Below are 17,913 nucleotides of genomic sequence, written 5' to 3'. Positions count from 1 at the left end.
AATACTCAAATACTCAAATACTCAAATACTCAAATACTCAAATACTCAAATACTCAAATACTCAAATACTCAAATACTCAAATACTCAAATACTCAAATACTCAAATACTCAAATACTCAAATACTCAAATACTCAAAATCATTTTGACTATCTGTATCAAGGCTTGTCAAATTAAAATGGTCTGTTATCAGCAGTTCCTTTTATACAGTCTGTTTTAAGTAGTTTATTAGCGTAAATAGGGTCAAGAAAAATATTGATTACGTTTTAGGCTATGGTATTTCAGCCGAATCTCTTATAGCCGAATCATCATCGCAACGATGATATTTATACCAGATTGATTATCAAAGTAGGCTTCCCTGCGTATAGCAGGGTTTCCCCTACCTATTCAAATCATCTGTCTCATCTTTAAAGGTTTCTACAACGACAGCAAAAATGTCATCCCAAACTGCCTCATTTGCCAAAAACGGATAATCCTTAAGTAGCTTATTACTTTTAGCACCTTTATTTTGTAGCATGCTGCGAATGATTCTATCGGCATAGCTGTTGGGCATCTCAATAATCTCTTTTATCGCCAGTCGTGCATGGTCATGTTGTCTTAGGTACTGTGACTCGTTATGCATCTCTTTTTCAATAACATGAGCAATCAGTCCTGATAAGTACTGAACGTGAGGCGTTAGATCCATAAAGCGCCATGCAGGTTGAATCAGGTGAGTATTTTCAAAATTTAAGTTTGAGCGAATACCATCAGGGTAAGTAACTGCCTTTTTATCAAAGCTGTAATGATCACGGATTTGCTTCATAAGCGGCACAGAGACACGGTCTAAAATTTTATCATAGGCATGACGGTCTGAGGGATGCTCAGCAATGGCTTGTGATATAGGTAGGATAATCGGCTCATGAATGACCTGGTCTCGCCTGAGGACGTCATTAATTAAGAAGCGATGTACACGGCCATTGCCATCCGCCAGCGGATGAATATATACAAAAGCAAAGGAGGCAACCGCACTACGCATCAGTGCTGATTGTCCCTCAGTCTTTTCCATAAATACCTGTAACCCTGCTAGCTTGTTAGCAATGTCATCAGCAGGTGGCGCGATATAGTGCACAATTTCTTTAAAGCCATTGACCTGAGTATGCGACACAAAAACTGGTGATTGACGGATGCCGTACTGCTGAATAATAGTTTTACTACCCAATATGTCTTGTTGCAACTCTGCTAGCGACTCAGGATCAAGCGGAATATCGCCCTTGCCGGTACGCCGTGCCATCACATCGGCGAAACGTTCAATACGTTTTAACTCTTTCCCTTCACCTTCTATAGTAAAACTGGCTTTACTCTCTCGTAATGTCATCCATACGGAGGTACGCATCAGTAAGTCTTGCCCAAATTCATCGTTCAGCTTGTCAACCATTGTGGCAATATCGAGTGCAGCGGCTTGCGTAAAGGCCTCTGTTTTCACCAATTGAGGACAGAAATGACGGGTTCCTGCAAGATTGTCATTGATACGCCAACGAGCATTCTTGATGACATGCGCAGGGCTTGAAGTAACCTGCTTCTTAGCATCTAGAGCATCCACATAGTTACCGCCTAAATTACTCGGTACTGCTAACTGCTGACCCATGAGCCATTCATACAAGAAAGCCATTCTACGGGCATAGCTGCCTGTGGGCTCAGCGTTTACCCATGCTTGTACGTCATCAGCACCTACCTGCTCAAATAGACGAACCAGTAACTCTAAATTCAGCACTTCATGACGCATGTGAAACTGTAAGTGCGCAATGATAGTGTCCAGTGGCCGCGCAGTTTCCTGATAAGCGTTATGGATGACATCACCGTCTTTATAGGTTTGCCTGCGCCCACCGATACTACTGCTGACATATAAAGGGGCAACCAGCTCGATGCTTGCATAACGGATAAGCCATGCTGCGCCAATAGGGTCTGAGGTAGGGGTGTTCATCATGAGTGGCTCAAGCGATTATAGATAAGCCATTTTGCAGAAAAGCGATTATGAATGCAATATAATGATTATAATGAAGCCTCAATGCATTAAATCGATTTTTATATGACGCTGTGATGTCTTTAGATAAAGATCGAAGGGCGTTTTAAGTGGGCATAATTGAACGAAATTGAATGATGAAAATACACCGTTCTTAACACAGCTACGTAGTAATAGAGTACCTATTTCTGCAAATAAAGCCTTCTTGCCTCGCGTGTAAAGCCTTATATATCAGCTGTTTATGAACAAAAATAAAATAAAATACCTCAGCTATGAGCCTGGCTTTAACACCCGGTAAACAGTAGCTACGCCAACACCAACTGCCTTAGCGATTTCCTCTTTTGTCATATTGCCTTGACTGTCTAATTCTCTAATACGATTGTGTTTCGTTGTATTAGGCTTCTTACCGGAGGGCTTATAGCCACTGTTAGCCAATCCCTGCTTGATACGCTCTCTACGCTTGTCGTTATCAAGCTTTGCCATCGTTGCTAATAAGTCGATCAGCATATGGTTAATCACTGTTAGGATCTCACCTGTCATGCCATTATTAACTGTATGCGTCGTTGGTAGATCAGCCACCACCAATCGCAAGCCTTTGTCTTTGATACGCTGCTTTAGAATTGCAAAATCATCTTGAGATAATCGGCTTAATCTATCCACGCTTTCAACCAGTAGAATATCGCCTTGCTCAGCGTCCTTTAGCAGCTTGGCTAATAATGGTCTATCGAGCTTTGTACCACTGAAATGCTCGACGTACTCAACATGGTTATCATCATAACTTGTACTGAAAGCCACCAAATCAGCCAATGCTCTGGTAGCGTCTTGATCCTTAGTGCTGACTCTCACATAAATACGAACAGTCATAACCCACCTCTATTATTTAGACTTAATAATTAGTGCTCATTGATAATAACAAGATATTACTATCATTTAATAATATAAAAAAGTCTAATGATAGATAGATTATCATTTAAAGGTTTTATGTTTTGGGTATAGTCTAATGGTAGATTGTCAGGCGCTTTCACTGGTTCGGTTCCCTAGTGAGGACTTGAATATTAAGCTATCCTCTATGTCCTATTCTCAATTGAGTTTTTATGTCTAATATACTAAGTAATGAACCTATAATACAATACGAACCACAGAGCCTACGTCCAATAGTAGCTACTATTGGAGTACTTTTTAAAGATGGAAAGGTGCTTTTAGTACGCCGTGCTAACCCACCCGATGCAGGTCGATGGGGTTTTCCCGGTGGTAAAATTGAACGTGGGGAAACTGTTAAAGATGCTGCCGTTCGTGAACTTTATGAAGAGACAAGCATTGTATCAAAAGCCTTTAAGACATTTAACGCTGTAGACGCGTTTGACTTTGATAGTAGTGGTAAGCTGCGTCACCATTTTGTTCTTGTAGCCGTACTTTGTATTTGGGTTTCTGGTGATCCTCTAGCAGGTGATGACGCCCTAGAAGCTAGATTTTTCGATATTGAAGATTTGATCAATGCAGATTTAGCCCTTAGCTTAGATGTTAAAGAAATAGCATTACAAGCAGCTGAGTTACTCTAAAAAGTAAGAAAGTTCGATATTCTATACCCCAGGGGGAGGGTGTAAATAATTCTGTGTAAATACAGTTGAGAGTGTAAATAAAACTGTATTTACACAGAATTATTTACACCCTCCCAGTAACAGCCGATGTAGCCTTACGTTTGCACGATGCTTTAGGTATTAGTGCTGATTTACTCATGCGCGTTCAATCAAAGTACTCTCTTTGGATCGAATCGCAAAAACAACGTCCACAAATTCAGCCATTTTTTGCGAGTTGTTAGTGGTTTGACCCACTAACAACTAACACGTTGGCTATTCATTGAGTAAATCCTAAACTCAACTAATTCTTTTATTTATCAGGCAACCATTTTTCGACATTCGACGGCACATTCACGGCAAGCATCAGCACATTGCTGGCAGTATTGATGCTCATGTTGGCTACATTCATCTGCACAGTATTCACAAACCTTGGCACAAAGCTCACAAATTTCTTTCATAAAAGGAGATTCTGTTTGCTGCATACGAGCACAGAGCTGACAAATATCTGCACAATCTAGACAACGCTGAATACATTCTCGCATCATCTCCAGATTTTCTTCTTTTAGACAGGCATTTGCACAACTGGCACAGGTAAGGTAACAGTTCATACATGCCTTTGCGCAATCTGAAAATTGGATATCGTTCATCATACTTCCCTAAAGTCAATTGATTTAGGAATAGGCTAATCAAAAAAAAAGATATACACTAGGACGATTATGTAAGGGAAAGTAAAATAGTCATAGATTTTGTTAAATGGTTTTAGGAGAGTGTAAATGCAGTGTCGATGAAGGACTGCATGAGCTGCTTTTGAAAGTCTTTGATGTCATCGAAGCTTTTCATGCTGCTGGCCATTTGCTCAGCCAGTTTCTTGATGTCAGATTGGTTAGTCATTGCTTATTCTCCTGTTAGTGGATTATAAGCAGTTACACAAAGTTTGGGAAACTCTCATGGAAAATTGCCTTTTGAGTTTGAAGCAATGTACAATGATAAGATTAACCCGTTAGGTCAGGTGGCCTAACTTAAATAAAAAGTCTCCGACAAACCCGGTACGGTTCACTATCTATTGTTATTCTTACCTGAAATTGATGTGAGCTTATAGAGACAAGGTAAATTTGCAAAAGTGCCGGCTATTCAGTGTTCATTGAATGTTTAATTTAATTTATTAAGCTTGACCTTGGAGTGGCTCTAAGCCTTATACTTGGTACAAATTTTTCGGTTGTTATGATGATGCGTTCTACTACATGGATTACAGTCTTGGTTGGATTGTTCATGTTCCAAAGCTTTTGGAATGTGGCGGCGGCCTTTTGTGTCCATGAACAACAGCCTCAATCACAGCAGAGTTATCATTTTGGTCATCACCAAAATACCTTGTGTGCCAGCGATAGTCGTCAACACGATCATAATGGACAGTCAGAAAACATAAAAACATTCAGTAGCGATTTAGAAATCGGTGAAGATCATCAAGATCATCTACCATCGATGATGCATTTGATTGTACAAAATGAAAAAGTAGATGTGTTTCATCCAAGCTCTGAAGTTAAAGTGAATCCACAATTTCATTGGAAAAACAGCTATCAGGCTCCTGACCTGTTTCAACAAAGCCTACCTCCCGAATTTTCCCCGCTCATGGTGGGGTAGCCTAAAACATTCCCACCACTTTTATTATTTAAATAAGTGGGAAAAATCATGTCTTCACAATCAATTATACTCTTGCGTCATAGCTTGGTTGCTTGTATATGTGCAGCGGCTATGCAATATAGCTATGCTGAAAACGTTACCAGCTTTGAATCCGCTTTAGCAAAAGTACAAAGTTACCAGACTCAAGACAAGCCGTGGCAACAAGTTCAGCAAATATCTGAATTGAATATTCAGCAAAGTCGGTTATGGCAGAATCCAAGTATAAGTTTAGAACAGTCTGGCTTTGGCTCAGGTCAAGAACAGGAATTCAATGTTGGCGTTAGTCAACCTCTAGATCTATTTGGTCAGCGTAAGCTGAACCGGGTGATTGCCAATACCTCGAATCAACAAATCCAATTGCAACAGCAATTATGGAAGGCACAAAGCCAACTGATTGTTAAATTTGCATGGTCGCAATTTGCACTTGCTGAGGTTGAGCAGTCTGCTTATTCAGTACAGTTAAAAACAAGTAAAGTCAATCTGGACAGTGCCCAGAAACGCTATCAGGCAGGCAGTATTGCCCTGGTTGATTTTGAGCGTGCCCAAATTGAAGCGCTAGAAATCCAACGACTTTATCAGCAAGCGATGCTGAATAAACAAGCTGCCGGTCGTCAGCTGTCTAATTTGTGGGGGGGAGAAACATCTTCACATCTTCAATTGAATAAAACCGCTATCCCTTGGCCAGAGCAAAGTCTCCAAACTGTGCAACGGTATATTGCTGAAGGGTGGCTAGAAAAATTCTATGCCTTGAACATTCAGCAATCGGATCATCAAATTGAAAATTTAAGAATTCAGGCACGTCCCAATCCGACTTTAAATGTAGGCATGAAACGTAGCAAAACCCCTAATGAAAGCAACGATACGACTTTAGCAATCGGCGTGGCTATTCCACTGAATATTTTCAATCGCCAGCAATATGCGATCCCGATGGTCCAGCAACAGCAAATATTGCTGAACCAACAGCAGCAGCGTGAGCTGAAGCAACAAATACTCGATATTGCCAACAGCATGCATCAGCTCAAAGGTTTACGTAGCCAGTTCGATGCCACAACAGAACAAGTTACTTTGGCGACCAAAGTTCAGAGCCGTACTTTACTAGGGTTTCAGGCAGGGAAACTGTCCATTACCGACGTTCAGCAAGCAACCACCCAACTGCAGAATCTTCGATTGGGTCAATTACAAACTCTACGTCAAGCTTGGCAAACTGCCCTAGCAGCTGAGGCACTCAGTATTGGCACAAGTTATGAAGAAATTAGCCGTTCGGATGCCTATACACAACTGAATAAAAAGGCAGTCGAAGCATCGCAAAATTTAATCAATGGGGGAGCACGATAAAATGAACGCCAAGCAAAACGGAAAAATATCCCAGTCTCTCATGATTGCAATTTTGATTCTGATTACGGTCTTGGTCAGTCTGGCTATTTGGTTAAGTTCAAAAAAAACTGAATCTGAGGGGCGTGGTTATGATGAGGGAAATGCCGAATATTCTGATGAAGATAGTTCTGAAGAAGGACATGCTGAAGAAGGCGAAATACAACTGACCAGCCAACAAATGGTTGAACAAGGTTTAAAAGTTGCTGTTGCATCCACAGGATTGGTTGAAAAGCTGACAACCCTGCCAGGTAAATTGGTGGTGAATACCGATCAACAAGCGCATATATCGCCTAATTTTAGTGGTCATGTCGAGCAGATCAATGTGGCTTTAGGACAGAGCGTGCAAAAAGGACAAACGCTGGCTGTACTAACCGTGCCTGAACTGATCGACCAACAGGCAAATCTGCGTATGGCACAGGTGAATCTGGATTTGGCCCGTAAAGATTACCAGCGCGAACAGCAACTCTGGTCACAGGGGGTTTCTGCCAAACAGGATTACCAGCGTGCCGAAAATGCCTACCGTCAAGCGCAGATTACTGTCCAGTCCTCACAAGCACGTTTAAATGCATTAGGTGCAAGTGGCAATAACAATGGGCGTTTTCTGATTAAAGCACCGATCTCTGGGGTGATCAGTCAAAAAGATATTGTGGTCGGTGAAAATGTGCAACAGGCTAATCAGCTCTTTGTCATTGAACAGCTGAAAGATTTATGGCTTGAGTTTAATTTGCCGAATCAATTCTCAGGTCAACTGCAAGCCGGGCAAAAAATTGACTTTAAAGTGAATGATTCAGATCAAATCTATAAAGCTACTGTACAAAGCTTAACCTCTCAGGCAGATGTACAAACAGGGCGTCTGGTGGTGCGCGCAAAACTCGATGCGCAAGCTACTGAGTTGCGTTCTAATGTGTTAGTGATAGTGTTGATTCCGGAAGCTACAGCAAAATCAGCCCTTCGGATTCAAAAGTCTGCGCTGCAAAGTATTGAAGGTGAAGACAGTATTTTCATCGTAGATTCAGAACAAAAAGGTCAAGTCCACTTAAAAGCACAGAAAGTGCAATTGGGGCAGGCTTCAAGTGATGGACAATGGCTTGAAGTGATTTCTGGGCTGACTGAAGGGCAGAAGTATATCGCTCAAGGCAGTTTCTTGTTGAAATCTGAATTAGAAAAAGATGAGGCCGGTCATGGGCATTAATCAAGATTTACCTCGTCCTGAAGGATTATTTGAGCGTATTATTCAGTTTTCCATACAAAATGCGATTTGGGTGTTGCTCTTTGTCTGTACCTGGATTGCGGTCGGGGTGTATAGCTATCAGAAACTCCCGATTGATGCTGTACCCGATATTACCAATACCCAAGTACAGATTAATACTCAAGCCAAGGGTTTTACTGCGCTTGAAGTCGAACAGCGGATTACCTATCCCATTGAAAATGCCATGGCTGGCATTCCGGATCTGGAGCTTACCCGTTCCATATCCCGTTATGGACTCTCTCAAGTCACCATTGTCTTTAAAGATGGGACTGATATTTATTGGGCCCGTCAGCAGATTAACCAACGGATACAGGAGGCGCAATCTGAGTTGCCTGCACAAATCGCACCGACGATGTCCCCCGTTTCTACGGGTCTCGGTGAGATTTATCAATGGGTACTGAAGGCAGATCCGAATGCGAAAAAGCCGGATGGAACTGCATACACGCCGATGGATTTGCGTGAGATTCAGGACTGGATTGTGCGTCCTCAACTGCAACGTGTTAAGGGAGTTGCAGAGGTCAACAGTATTGGTGGTTTTGAAAAAACCTATGTGGTCTCTCCCGATTTAAACCGGATGCAGCAACTGAATATCTCATTAGAACAACTGCAACAGGCTTTAGCGCAAAATAATGAGAACCGAGGTGCAGGTTATATTGAAGACAATGGTCAGCAACTGACGGTACGTGTACCGGGTGCATTCAATGGGCTTTCTGATATTGAGAACACCATGCTGGGTAGCCCAAATGGCAGCCCAATTCGGGTTGGTGATATTGCGCAAGTCTCTATTGGGCATGATTTAAGAACCGGTGGGGCAACCTATAACGGCAAAGAAACCGTTTTAGGGATTGCCATGATGGCGATGGGTGGAAATAGCCGGACTGTTTCTAAAGCTGTGGATGCCAAGCTTCAAGATATTCAGAATAGTTTGCCTAAAGGGGTAGTGATTGAAACGGTGTACGACCGTACTACCTTGGTTGAGAAGGCGATTAAAACCGTTCAGAAAAACTTGGTAGAGGGAGCAATCCTGGTCATCATCATTCTGTTCCTGTTTTTAGGGAATATCCGTGCTGCCTTGATTACTGCCTGTGTCATTCCACTCTCTATGCTGTTTACCTTAACCGGGATGGCACAGCAAAATATCAGTGCCAATCTGATGAGTTTAGGTGCACTCGATTTCGGCATCATTGTCGATGGTGCTGTGGTGATTGTCGAAAACTGTATCCGGCGTTTAGCCCATACACAGCAACTGTTAAAACGACCTCTCACACAAAGTGAACGCTTTAAGGAAGTTTTTCTGGCTGCCCGCCAAGCACGTCGTCCTCTTATTTTTGGTCAGCTTATTATTTTGGTGGTGTATTTGCCGATTTTTGCTTTAAGTGGTGTGGAAGCAAAAATGTTCCATCCGATGGCATTGACAGTGGTACTCGCCCTTGTTGCAGCCATTATTTTATCGATCACCTTTGTGCCTGCTGCTGTGGCATTGTGGGTCAAAGGCGATATTCAAGAAAAAGAAAGTCGTTGGATGTTATGGCTAAAAGCTAAATATCAGCAAACTCTTGATATTTCGTATCAATACAAAGCAGTTGTGCTGACTTTTGCACTGTGTTTATTAGTGATTACGGGATTTATCAGTACCAAACTCGGCAGTGAATTTGCACCACAGCTCAGTGAAGGAGACTTTGCGATACAACAGTTACGTTCACCAAGTACAGGCTTAGAAGAGTCTTTACGTATTCAGGAGAATACTGAAAAACTTCTTTTAAAGAGTTTCCCTGAAATTAAGGCAGTATTTGCCAGAACGGGTACAGCCGAGGTTGCAACAGATGTCATGCCACCCAATATTTCAGATGGCTATATCATGTTAAAGCCTCGTTCAGAATGGCCAAATCCTAAAGAAAGTTTAGATGAATTACGTGGCCGTATGGTGACGTATTTAGCCACGATTCCAGGCAATAATAGTGAATTTTCACAACCGATTGAACTCCGATTTAATGAATTGATCTCAGGTGTGCGTAGTGATGTTGGTGTGAAAATCTTCGGTGATGATATGAATGTCCTCAATACTGAGGCGACTAAAATCTCCAAAATCATTCAGCAAATATCGGGTAGCAGTGCCGTGAAAGTTGAGCAGACCTCAGGTTTGCCATTACTGAATGTCGAGGTAAATAAAACTTTGGCTGCACAATATGGTTTGAGTGTGCGTTCAATTCAAGACCTTGTGGCAACCAGTATTGGTGGACAAAGCGTGGGAGAGATTTTAGAAGGCGATCGTCGTTTTGATTTTGTTATCCGTCTTGGAGAGCAAGACCGTAGTGTCGCATCTGTTTCCCAGTTACCTATTCAGCTTCCAAATGGTGGCAGTATTTTATTGTCGGATGTCGCGCAAGTCTCGACCATTGAAGGAATCAACCAAGTCAGTCGAGAAAATGGTAAACGCCGAGTTGTGGTTACAACGAATGTTGAAGGGCGTGATTTAGGGTCTTTTGTTTCTGATGTACAGACACAGCTCAAAGCATACACTTTGCCAAGTGGTTATTGGATAGAATATGGCGGTCAGTTTGAAAATTTGGCTTCAGCCAAAGCACGGATGCAAATCGTGATTCCACTGGCTTTAATCACTATCTTTATTTTACTGATGGCGGTCTTTCACAATGTCAAAGAAAGTCTATTGGTCTTTACCGGGATACCCTTTGCCTTGACCGGTGGTGTGCTGTTCCTTTGGCTAAGGGATATTCCATTATCGATGTCAGCTGGAATTGGCTTTATTGCCTTATCTGGTGTTGCAGTCCTCAATGGACTGGTAATGCTGACCTTTATTAAGGAATTAAGGGACAAATATCCAGTGCATAAAGCCGTGTGGCAAGGGGCTATTTTGCGCTTAAGACCAGTGTTGATGACAGCTTGTGTGGCTTCACTGGGTTTTGTACCAATGGCGCTGTCAACCGGAACAGGGGCTGAGGTTCAACGGCCACTGGCAACCGTAGTGATTGGCGGGATTATCTCTTCAACATTACTAACTTTGGTGCTGTTACCCGTGCTTTATCGTTGGATAAATGAAAAAAAAGTTTCTTAATCCAATAGATTAGTCGATTTACAGCAGAGATATTGGCTGTTATCCAATATCTCTGCTCATCATAAATAGAATAAGGAAAATATTTTATGTCAGAACATCATGATCATAGCCATGCGGTTGTTACTGAAGAAAATAGTAAGAAGTTAATGGTTGCCTTAGGTTTAACGACTACTTTTTTAATAGTAGAAGTTGTCGCTGCTTTTGAGACCATCCCGAATTCTGTGTAACTGCCGTTTAGATTAAATGCTTGCTGATACGGTCATCAAACATAATCATAAAACGATTCAGAGCAGACGTCCAGTTACGGATTGGCATCGACCACGAGCCCATCCTGGATTTTGTGTAACTTCTATTTGCTAATAGGGTATAAGAAGTTACACAAAGTTTAGGAAAGTCCCTTTTTTATACCTATCGCTCAACCAACTTTTCCTCAATCATTTCAGTCAACAACTCAGTCACCGTTTTTCGGCTTTCAAGCGCGTACCGCTTGAGCGCAATGTGTTTATCTTCATCTAAATTAAAATTCACGCGTACCGTCTTTTTGGGACTGTCCGTCACATCCGATAAAGCCAATTGATCCTTAACGTTCTTACTAGGACGACCTGCTGATAAACTCATGACTTACTCCTCACCAAAAAATATTTGAATCTCACTGACCAATGCGGTTATCTCTTGTATCGCATTGCTACTAGGCGATTCGGTATCAAATACTGTCTTACCAAGGGCAGCACTATTAGGATAAGCAACTCGCTGCATCACTCTGGTCTCTAATACCGGAAGATTATAATCAAGCAGCGCGGTTGCAACCTCTTTACCAATATTAGTATTTTGAATGGCGCGTGAGACGACAAAGGCTGCCTTTAGTTGGCCATCCCTCATCTCAATACGCTGCTGCACTAAATCAACCAAATCGCTGGTCGCCCAGATATCATAGGGGCTCGGCTGCACCGGAATCAATATAAAATCAGCCGCTTTTATAGCAGAAATAGCCAGACTAGTAGCTTGCGGCGATCCATCGATCACCACATAATCTTTATCAGAGACGCTTTTTAAATCTTTATCAAGTGTTGGTCTATCAAGCCCGATCACTGGTACCGGATTGTCTTCATCAACCGCTCTCCAGTCACGCGCACTGCCCTGCTGATCGCTATCTACTAGCAGAACACTATGGCCTTTCAACTGTAAGCCACGAGCCAGATGCGTTGCGATGGTAGTCTTGCCGCTGCCACCTTTTTGATTTAATACCGCGATTACCTTCATAAATACAGATCCCTGTAGCATGCATTGAGTATATAAGTATATAAGTATATAAGTATATAAGTATATAAGTATATAAGTATATAAGTATATAAGTATATAAGTATATAAGTATAACTAAAAATGTACGTCACATCACTACTAATAGCAATGTTTCATAGTAAAAATAGCATTGCCTTTTCTAACGAGCGTATATCCATCATGATAGACGTCCTGCATCAAAGACAGCATAATAAACTGCATACTACTAGGTAAATTGCCGCTATTCGATATCAATATGAGCTACTAAAATGAATACTTTAGCCGCTCATATTCGTTATAATCCGCTCACCAATCAAAAACTACTAATCGTTAATGAGGAAACCACTATGGTGAAGTGTCACTTATCGACCATCATGGGCGAAAGACGCCTTAAAATTGCCGATGTCGCAAGGGATACTGGCATCAATCGTGGCACCATTACTCGCATGTATCATGAAGAAGCCACCCGAGTTGACCTAGATGTCATCGAGTCTTTATGCACGTATCTTAGAATCAATGTTGGTGATTTATATGAAATCATAAATGAGAAAAGCAGTGTGTCGCCTGAATAAGCACACTCTTTGATAAGACATTATAACCCTCAAACGTATAAAAAGACCTATAGAAGGTCATTTTTCTCTTGCAATAGATTAAAATATAGGTATAATTTGACCTGTAGTAAGTCATTTTACTTATTATATGCACATAATAATCTATAGGAGAATACCAATGAATAACAATCTATCTCGGCTCAATAGCTGCACATGGTTTAGTGAACAGACTAAAACGTTAGCCTCTCAGCTGTTATTAAACTTACAAATACAGCAAGGCGTACAGCTGGCAACCCTACTTGGTGTTGACCCCATTCTTTATAATGGTGAAGCGGTTTATGTCTGGGTGCAACGACAGCTAGATGACGGTCTTATCGTTGACGATTATGCGTTAAGCACCCTTGAAACTGCTTTTATAGAGTTGGTCACAGCTCACACTGACCAAGCAGCCTAGTCACTTTAGCTTATATTTACAGACTTCTTGTTTAACAAGAAACAATAACCCTTAAAGCCAGATAAAGTGTCATTATCTGGCTTTTTAATATAGACAAAGATAACGACAATCAAACAAGCCTTTTTTCAGTCTTATATGTTTCAGAAGACGCACTTTTGGGCAATATAGCTCACTATTGCCATACGTCTTTACTCAGTCGGCTTTGCACGCGGCACCCCAGCTATTTTATAATAAACAAAGCCTCTCTCATCTCTCAAAACACTCTTACTGTCTGCTCTAACGCACCAGCTGATTGCATCAGGCTGCTCTTTATTAACATCACAAGCCAAAATAAACTGCGCACTTTGAGCATTATCAAATGCCTGTTTCCAACCCGTTTCAAGCTCATCGATGCCGCGCTGTAGCTCTGCTTGCTGGTATTTCATCTCTGCAATCTCATCAAAGCTTGGCACATACCAAAATACCAGAGCCACCAAACTTATTATCACAGCCATCGTACCCGCTGCGACAGCGGCTGCAATCCTTTTAATACTCATAGTCTCAATGGACTTATGAATTTTGTCCAAGTCTTTACTAGCTCTACCCTCGACCTGCTCAATCCGCGTTTTGGTGGTGGTCTCAAAGGTCTCAATATCTTCAATAATCTGCTTATGACCAGCTTGGTACTGATTGGTGAATAGGGCTAGATTGTCAGCGCTTGCGCTAAGTTTATCAGCAACTCCTTGCATGGTACTGATTTGTACCTCTATGCTATCGTTTTTAGCAGTGACGACCGACTCTACAGCCGTATCAATCTGCTGTTTCATATCGGTGATGATGCCCGCTATTTTGTCATCATAACGACGCGGCATCTCATTGTCAGTGAAAGCCGTCACTGCTGCTTGAAGCTGCTTTAACACGAGTTCTTGATACTGGCTCAATGCCTGCGAAGTCGTGCTTGCGCTACTACCTAATTCTTCAATGGCAGAAGACACCTCATTCACCTTGCTATCAATACCGCTAAGCGAACGCTCAAGCCGCCTCGCTACCGCATCATCGGCTCGCTTAATCAGCTCACGCAAGGCCCCAATGACCGGAGTCAATGAAGTCACTAGGTTAACAAGTTGATCGTGTATGTCTTGCTCATTGCTATTGTCTTTATTCATGGGGTACTCATTATTATAATGCCGCCTAAAATGGGCGTGGTGAGGAGTAGCGGCGTCTTTGTGCTTGTTCATGCGCTTGGATGGCGTTCTTCGTTTTTTGCAGGTGATCTGTCACAGTTTGTGTGAGCGTTGCCCCATCTATGGTGATAGCAGGAACGTGCTCAAAGCGCTCATTGATCTGGGTTAATACCTCGACCTTATCTTGATTGTCAGGCAAGCGCTCAAGCTGTTGCCATAGCGTCGTTGCTGCCTTCTGCACCTGCGTTGCAATTTTTTTAGCATCGGTGTCTCGTAAACTCTTTTGTAGTGTCGTAAAGCTGTCAGCGCGTTTTAGAGTGGTGAATATAAATGCTTGTGCGGCAACCGCCTCAGCCGCGTTGATCGCTTCGATCGGTGCATCAACGGCCTTAAAATCAAGGGTATTAACGCGGTTACGCACCCGTACCACTAAATTGTCAAATCGATCTCGATATGCTTTGGTCTCATTGATTCGCTGACGCTTAAGAGATGCCTGCTGCCGCCTCTGTTGTAAGGTTTCTCGCCGCCTGATCAAAGCCTCCTCTCGTGCGCGCTCAGCCTCTTCCTTAAGCTTTGCTTGCTCATGTGCTTTATTGAGCTGGTGGTGAAGCACCATCGTACGGTTGCGCCAGTCATCAAGCCGATCTGCGTTCAATTGAGTGGTCTTGGTACGGGTAATCTCATCGTATAGGTCATCATCTTGCACAATCACAGCTTCACTTTGATCCAGTAAGGCGATACGCTGCTCATAAAACGGCGACAGGCGCTGATAGGTTTTTTGACTGGTATTAATTTGCTGCTTTAACTGTTTGATGTCGTTATCATTGGCAGTCTTAAACGCTTTAACATCAGCGGTCAATGCCGTTAAACGAGTGTAAGCATCCGCGTCTACCTCTACTGCTTTTAACGTACTGAGCGCCTCACGCTCTTTTTGAAGATATTTAAAGCGCTCAACATCCAGATCTGCAAATGCGGCAAACTTATGATAAGTGTCCATGTTATTGGTGACGTCTATCTCTTGTAGATCCGCAAACGCTTGATCCCACTGTAAGGATAAGTCGGATTTTTCAATATCAATCTCATCAAGAGCTTTAAAGCCAGTCGCCAGTTTATTCAGCTTTGCGGCAAAGGGTTTTAGCGTGGCCTTCAACCCTTTGTAGTCCGCAATGACTTCATTATTAAGCGGGATCAGCTTTTTTAAAACCGTTTTATTGTTCAGCACCGTTTTATCAATCTGTGACAGCTGCTCTTCAAGACGGCTAACAGCGCGGCCTGTTTGTAGGGTATCATCTTGTCTAAACTCCTCAACCAACGCTAAAGCCGCCTTTAGTGCCTCACTTTGCTCTTTTGTGCTTATCTGCCTAGCAAGCTCAATCATTTTTTGGCGGGGGTCACTAAAATCCTGTCCCACCTCCTCGGTGAACCGCTGGGTACTCTTAATGTTTTTATCAATGGTAATAATCTGTTTAGACTGGTGCGCTAACTCTTCATGCAGCGCATCAATGGTTGAAAATAAGGCGCTGCGTACCATCTTTTTTTGACTCACAAAGTCGGCTGAGATTGCTAAAAGCTCATCAAGTGCGTGATCATTGGCCGCATCACTATGCGTCTGACTGTTACTTTTAGGGATAGCGGGTTCAAGTTCAACGGCAGGATCTACAAATCGGATATTACTGAGCTCAATTCGCGCAAAGGGTTTACGCTTTTTATAATGTATTGTGACGCCGTTAACCTCTTGTTCATTGCTTTCTAGGTCAATACGTCCCTTGTCGTCGTACTCAATTACTAAACCATTTTTTTCAATGTAAGCATTGATCTCATCAATCGTCTCGTTGTACTCGTGAATCACTGAACGATTGCCTTTGAGAATATCCTTATATAGTGATTTACCCAGTTTCATTTTTGGCAAACGATTGATGCCCAGCTCACGGTAGGATTTCTCACTAATGGTTTTATTCTTAGGCAGTAGCTCATTGGCCATATCCGCCCAAAGGGTGCGTTGATATTTAAGCTCATCGCCGCGTCCGTTTAACCCCTTAGATAACCGCTCCTCCGTTGACCACTGCAACCAATTCTTGCGTGCTGATAAAGCATAACCCTCAACATCCGCTACTATCTCACGGCTTGAGAGTAAAATATGGGCATGAAAGTTACGACTGGTCAGCTCAACCACTTCAACCTCCCCCACATGTTTCTCGTGACTGTGGGGCCGATGAATGGCCACATCGACAAGCACGTTATAGCGATCAGATAAGGTTTGAGCGTAGCGCTCGGCCAGAACTATACGCTGATCCGCGGTGATCCCATCAGGAAACATCACGTCAATCTCAGTACCCAATTGCGCGTTTTTACGAGTCTCAATGCGTTCGATATCATTCCAAAAACCCTCACGTGTCACTGCTAGATCCCCAGCAAGAGTTGGCGTTATCAACGCCGTATGCATCACATTTTTCTCAAGAACTTGCGTGTATTTAGTACCATCACTGTCTACTAAATTTAAGATTTTGTCTTTAGCTTTACTGGTGTAATCGTGGACGACTCCTGACTGCTCATCAACCAGTTTTGAGCCAGAATTATAAGCCGACTTTGCCACCACGCTATGATTTTTCGCCTTACTAACGGCGCTAACCGACAGATGAAACCCTTTATTATTCATAGCAAAAAAACCCAATATTGAGAGATGATTTTTTGGGGGTTGTAGGGGGTTCGCCCCCTGCCGAACGACGGAGTTTGTGTAAAAAATAGTACCCCTTGTGGGTCTTTTTTACACAAACTCCTAAGTTCGCTCTTAACAGAGGGTTAAAATACTACTGCGCCCACGAAACGATGTGGTCTTGTGTATTTTACTACCTTGCATACCTATGTATGTACTGCTAGGGTCAACTCTATCATAGTTGGCTAAAAAAAGGATGAGGTAATGTCAGTAATATCAGATGATTTATTCGCAAATAAGATTAAGCAATTACAGGCTCTTAAAAAAGAGATTGATCAGGACAGGCTTGAAGCACATAAAATATTGGGGGAGTGGTTGGCCAACGCATTAGACGATGATGATAATCATGAACTGCAAGCTATTTTTTTAGACGCACACGATAATGAAAAATATGCTCGTTTGAAAAAGCACCGTGAATTTTTGAAAGCAATTGCCAATAAAATACAAAGTAAAGCTGAGGTGGTACCAAGCAGCTTTACACCACCTAAAAACAGTCAGGACAGTGACCACGGTTCATTGCTTGATATTTATTCATCATCACAGTAGCTACTCGAAATCGCCTAATTGAAGGTACAGCTGGATCGTCTACTAATTAGCGAAAGGTTAGGAGACGGTTATCGGCTGTTTTAAGCGTTTTAGAATAGCTTTAGCTACCATCGTATCGGACAGAGCGTAAAACGTATATAAGAGTGGTTTCTAGGCTTTTTAGCAACGGTTTGATAAGTGTTTACAGATGTGTCGATAATGGCTACTGAAAATGAAGACAAGCTATCTACAAAAAATGAGACTGATATTGAGAATGTGAA

Annotated in this window: 15 protein-coding genes and 2 pseudogenes; 9 read left to right on the top strand and 8 right to left on the bottom strand. The window is 42.3% G+C overall.

Annotation, left to right across the window (positions count from 1 at the left end):
* Nucleotides 1-378 precede the first annotated feature (378 nt).
* Nucleotides 379-1,962: a Fic family protein gene (locus JMW90_RS12865; protein WP_201564655.1), complete on the bottom strand. Its 1,584-nt coding sequence runs from the start codon at nucleotides 1,960-1,962 to the stop codon at nucleotides 379-381.
* A 306-nt stretch (nucleotides 1,963-2,268) separates the two neighbouring features.
* Nucleotides 2,269-2,862, bottom strand: a complete 594-nt coding sequence (locus JMW90_RS12860) for a recombinase family protein (protein WP_201564654.1) — start codon at nucleotides 2,860-2,862, stop codon at nucleotides 2,269-2,271.
* Nucleotides 2,863-3,092: 230 nt separating this feature from the next.
* Here JMW90_RS12860 and JMW90_RS12855 point away from each other — a divergent pair, with 230 nt between their 5' ends.
* The gene (locus tag JMW90_RS12855; RefSeq protein ID WP_007115209.1) at nucleotides 3,093-3,557 is read left to right on the top strand and encodes an NUDIX hydrolase; all 465 of its coding nucleotides are present in this window, start codon (nucleotides 3,093-3,095) and stop codon (nucleotides 3,555-3,557) included.
* Between the two features lie 335 nt (nucleotides 3,558-3,892).
* Here the strand turns inward: JMW90_RS12855 and JMW90_RS12850 are convergent, their stop codons facing one another.
* Nucleotides 3,893-4,222, bottom strand: a complete 330-nt coding sequence (locus JMW90_RS12850) for a four-helix bundle copper-binding protein (protein ID WP_093071101.1) — start codon at nucleotides 4,220-4,222, stop codon at nucleotides 3,893-3,895.
* Nucleotides 4,223-4,349: 127 nt separating this feature from the next.
* Nucleotides 4,350-4,466: pseudogene (locus JMW90_RS13945) on the bottom strand (transposase); the annotation flags it as partial.
* A 330-nt stretch (nucleotides 4,467-4,796) separates the two neighbouring features.
* Between JMW90_RS13945 and JMW90_RS12840 the strand changes: the two are divergent.
* From JMW90_RS12840 to JMW90_RS12820, 5 genes and pseudogenes are all read left to right on the top strand, one after another.
* Nucleotides 4,797-5,213, top strand: coding sequence for a cation efflux protein, CzcI-like (locus JMW90_RS12840; protein ID WP_338103788.1), 417 nt, complete (start codon nucleotides 4,797-4,799; stop codon nucleotides 5,211-5,213).
* Between the two features lie 48 nt (nucleotides 5,214-5,261).
* The gene (locus JMW90_RS12835) at nucleotides 5,262-6,587 is read left to right on the top strand and encodes a TolC family protein (RefSeq protein ID WP_201564653.1); all 1,326 of its coding nucleotides are present in this window, start codon (nucleotides 5,262-5,264) and stop codon (nucleotides 6,585-6,587) included.
* 1 nt (nucleotide 6,588) lies between these two features.
* Nucleotides 6,589-7,818, top strand: a complete 1,230-nt coding sequence (locus tag JMW90_RS12830; protein WP_181718489.1) for an efflux RND transporter periplasmic adaptor subunit — start codon at nucleotides 6,589-6,591, stop codon at nucleotides 7,816-7,818.
* Entirely contained in the window at nucleotides 7,808-10,948 is a 3,141-nt protein-coding gene (locus JMW90_RS12825) for an efflux RND transporter permease subunit (RefSeq protein WP_181718477.1), read from the top strand. Before JMW90_RS12830 ends, JMW90_RS12825 begins: the two co-directional genes overlap by 11 nt.
* Nucleotides 10,949-11,034: 86 nt before the next feature.
* Nucleotides 11,035-11,157, top strand: a pseudogene (locus JMW90_RS12820) (cation diffusion facilitator family transporter); the annotation flags it as partial.
* Between the two features lie 199 nt (nucleotides 11,158-11,356).
* Here the strand turns inward: JMW90_RS12820 and JMW90_RS12815 are convergent.
* Both JMW90_RS12815 and parA read right to left on the bottom strand, forming a co-directional pair.
* Entirely contained in the window at nucleotides 11,357-11,566 is a 210-nt protein-coding gene (locus JMW90_RS12815) for a plasmid partition protein ParG (RefSeq protein ID WP_025652656.1), read from the bottom strand.
* A gap of 3 nt (nucleotides 11,567-11,569) precedes the next feature.
* The gene (parA, locus tag JMW90_RS12810) at nucleotides 11,570-12,208 is read right to left on the bottom strand and encodes a ParA family partition ATPase (RefSeq protein WP_186475557.1); all 639 of its coding nucleotides are present in this window, start codon (nucleotides 12,206-12,208) and stop codon (nucleotides 11,570-11,572) included.
* Between the two features lie 287 nt (nucleotides 12,209-12,495).
* Between parA and JMW90_RS12805 the strand changes: the two genes are divergently transcribed.
* Nucleotides 12,496-12,798: a helix-turn-helix domain-containing protein gene (locus tag JMW90_RS12805; RefSeq protein ID WP_265089247.1), complete on the top strand. Its 303-nt coding sequence runs from the start codon at nucleotides 12,496-12,498 to the stop codon at nucleotides 12,796-12,798.
* Between the two features lie 157 nt (nucleotides 12,799-12,955).
* Complete coding sequence (locus JMW90_RS12800) at nucleotides 12,956-13,231, top strand: hypothetical protein (RefSeq protein WP_201532525.1); 276 nt, start codon at nucleotides 12,956-12,958, stop codon at nucleotides 13,229-13,231.
* A 188-nt stretch (nucleotides 13,232-13,419) separates the two neighbouring features.
* Here the strand turns inward: JMW90_RS12800 and JMW90_RS12795 are convergent, their stop codons facing one another.
* Together JMW90_RS12795 and JMW90_RS12790 are read right to left on the bottom strand one after the other, a co-directional pair.
* Nucleotides 13,420-14,376, bottom strand: a complete 957-nt coding sequence (locus JMW90_RS12795; protein WP_201564652.1) for a hypothetical protein — start codon at nucleotides 14,374-14,376, stop codon at nucleotides 13,420-13,422.
* A gap of 25 nt (nucleotides 14,377-14,401) precedes the next feature.
* Nucleotides 14,402-17,050 (bottom strand): MobA/MobL family protein, encoded by a 2,649-nt coding sequence (locus JMW90_RS12790; protein ID WP_201564650.1) that lies wholly within the window; start codon nucleotides 17,048-17,050, stop codon nucleotides 14,402-14,404.
* 261 nt (nucleotides 17,051-17,311) lie between these two features.
* Between JMW90_RS12790 and JMW90_RS12785 the strand changes: the two genes are divergently transcribed.
* Nucleotides 17,312-17,653 carry a hypothetical protein gene (locus JMW90_RS12785; RefSeq protein ID WP_025652650.1) on the top strand — a complete coding sequence of 114 codons (342 nt, stop codon included), beginning with the start codon at nucleotides 17,312-17,314 and terminating at the stop codon, nucleotides 17,651-17,653.
* The last annotated feature ends 260 nt before the right edge of the window (nucleotides 17,654-17,913 follow it).

Source organism: Psychrobacter glacincola, from assembly GCF_904846215.1.
Taxonomy (GTDB): domain Bacteria; phylum Pseudomonadota; class Gammaproteobacteria; order Pseudomonadales; family Moraxellaceae; genus Psychrobacter; species Psychrobacter glacincola.
The sequence above is the reverse complement of the archived record's forward strand: the minus strand, read 5'-3'. Positions and strand labels throughout refer to the sequence as shown.

What these genes read in the sequence shown, in the direction of transcription:
- JMW90_RS12800 (WP_201532525.1), top strand. Translation starts at nt 12,956, where the DNA reads ATGAATAACAATCTATCTCGGCTCAATAGCTGCACATGGTTTAGTGAA.
- JMW90_RS12785 (WP_025652650.1), top strand. Translation starts at nt 17,312, where the DNA reads ATGTCAGTAATATCAGATGATTTATTCGCAAATAAGATTAAGCAATTA.
- JMW90_RS12805 (WP_265089247.1), top strand. Translation starts at nt 12,496, where the DNA reads ATGAATACTTTAGCCGCTCATATTCGTTATAATCCGCTCACCAATCAA.
- JMW90_RS12850 (WP_093071101.1), bottom strand. Translation starts at nt 4,222, where the DNA reads ATGAACGATATCCAATTTTCAGATTGCGCAAAGGCATGTATGAACTGT.
- JMW90_RS12795 (WP_201564652.1), bottom strand. Translation starts at nt 14,376, where the DNA reads ATGAATAAAGACAATAGCAATGAGCAAGACATACACGATCAACTTGTT.
- JMW90_RS12840 (WP_338103788.1), top strand. Translation starts at nt 4,797, where the DNA reads ATGATGATGCGTTCTACTACATGGATTACAGTCTTGGTTGGATTGTTC.
- JMW90_RS12790 (WP_201564650.1), bottom strand. Translation starts at nt 17,050, where the DNA reads ATGAATAATAAAGGGTTTCATCTGTCGGTTAGCGCCGTTAGTAAGGCG.
- JMW90_RS12860 (WP_201564654.1), bottom strand. Translation starts at nt 2,862, where the DNA reads ATGACTGTTCGTATTTATGTGAGAGTCAGCACTAAGGATCAAGACGCT.
- parA (WP_186475557.1), bottom strand. Translation starts at nt 12,208, where the DNA reads ATGAAGGTAATCGCGGTATTAAATCAAAAAGGTGGCAGCGGCAAGACT.
- JMW90_RS12830 (WP_181718489.1), top strand. Translation starts at nt 6,589, where the DNA reads ATGAACGCCAAGCAAAACGGAAAAATATCCCAGTCTCTCATGATTGCA.
- JMW90_RS12815 (WP_025652656.1), bottom strand. Translation starts at nt 11,566, where the DNA reads ATGAGTTTATCAGCAGGTCGTCCTAGTAAGAACGTTAAGGATCAATTG.
- JMW90_RS12835 (WP_201564653.1), top strand. Translation starts at nt 5,262, where the DNA reads ATGTCTTCACAATCAATTATACTCTTGCGTCATAGCTTGGTTGCTTGT.
- JMW90_RS12825 (WP_181718477.1), top strand. Translation starts at nt 7,808, where the DNA reads ATGGGCATTAATCAAGATTTACCTCGTCCTGAAGGATTATTTGAGCGT.
- JMW90_RS12865 (WP_201564655.1), bottom strand. Translation starts at nt 1,962, where the DNA reads ATGATGAACACCCCTACCTCAGACCCTATTGGCGCAGCATGGCTTATC.
- JMW90_RS12855 (WP_007115209.1), top strand. Translation starts at nt 3,093, where the DNA reads ATGTCTAATATACTAAGTAATGAACCTATAATACAATACGAACCACAG.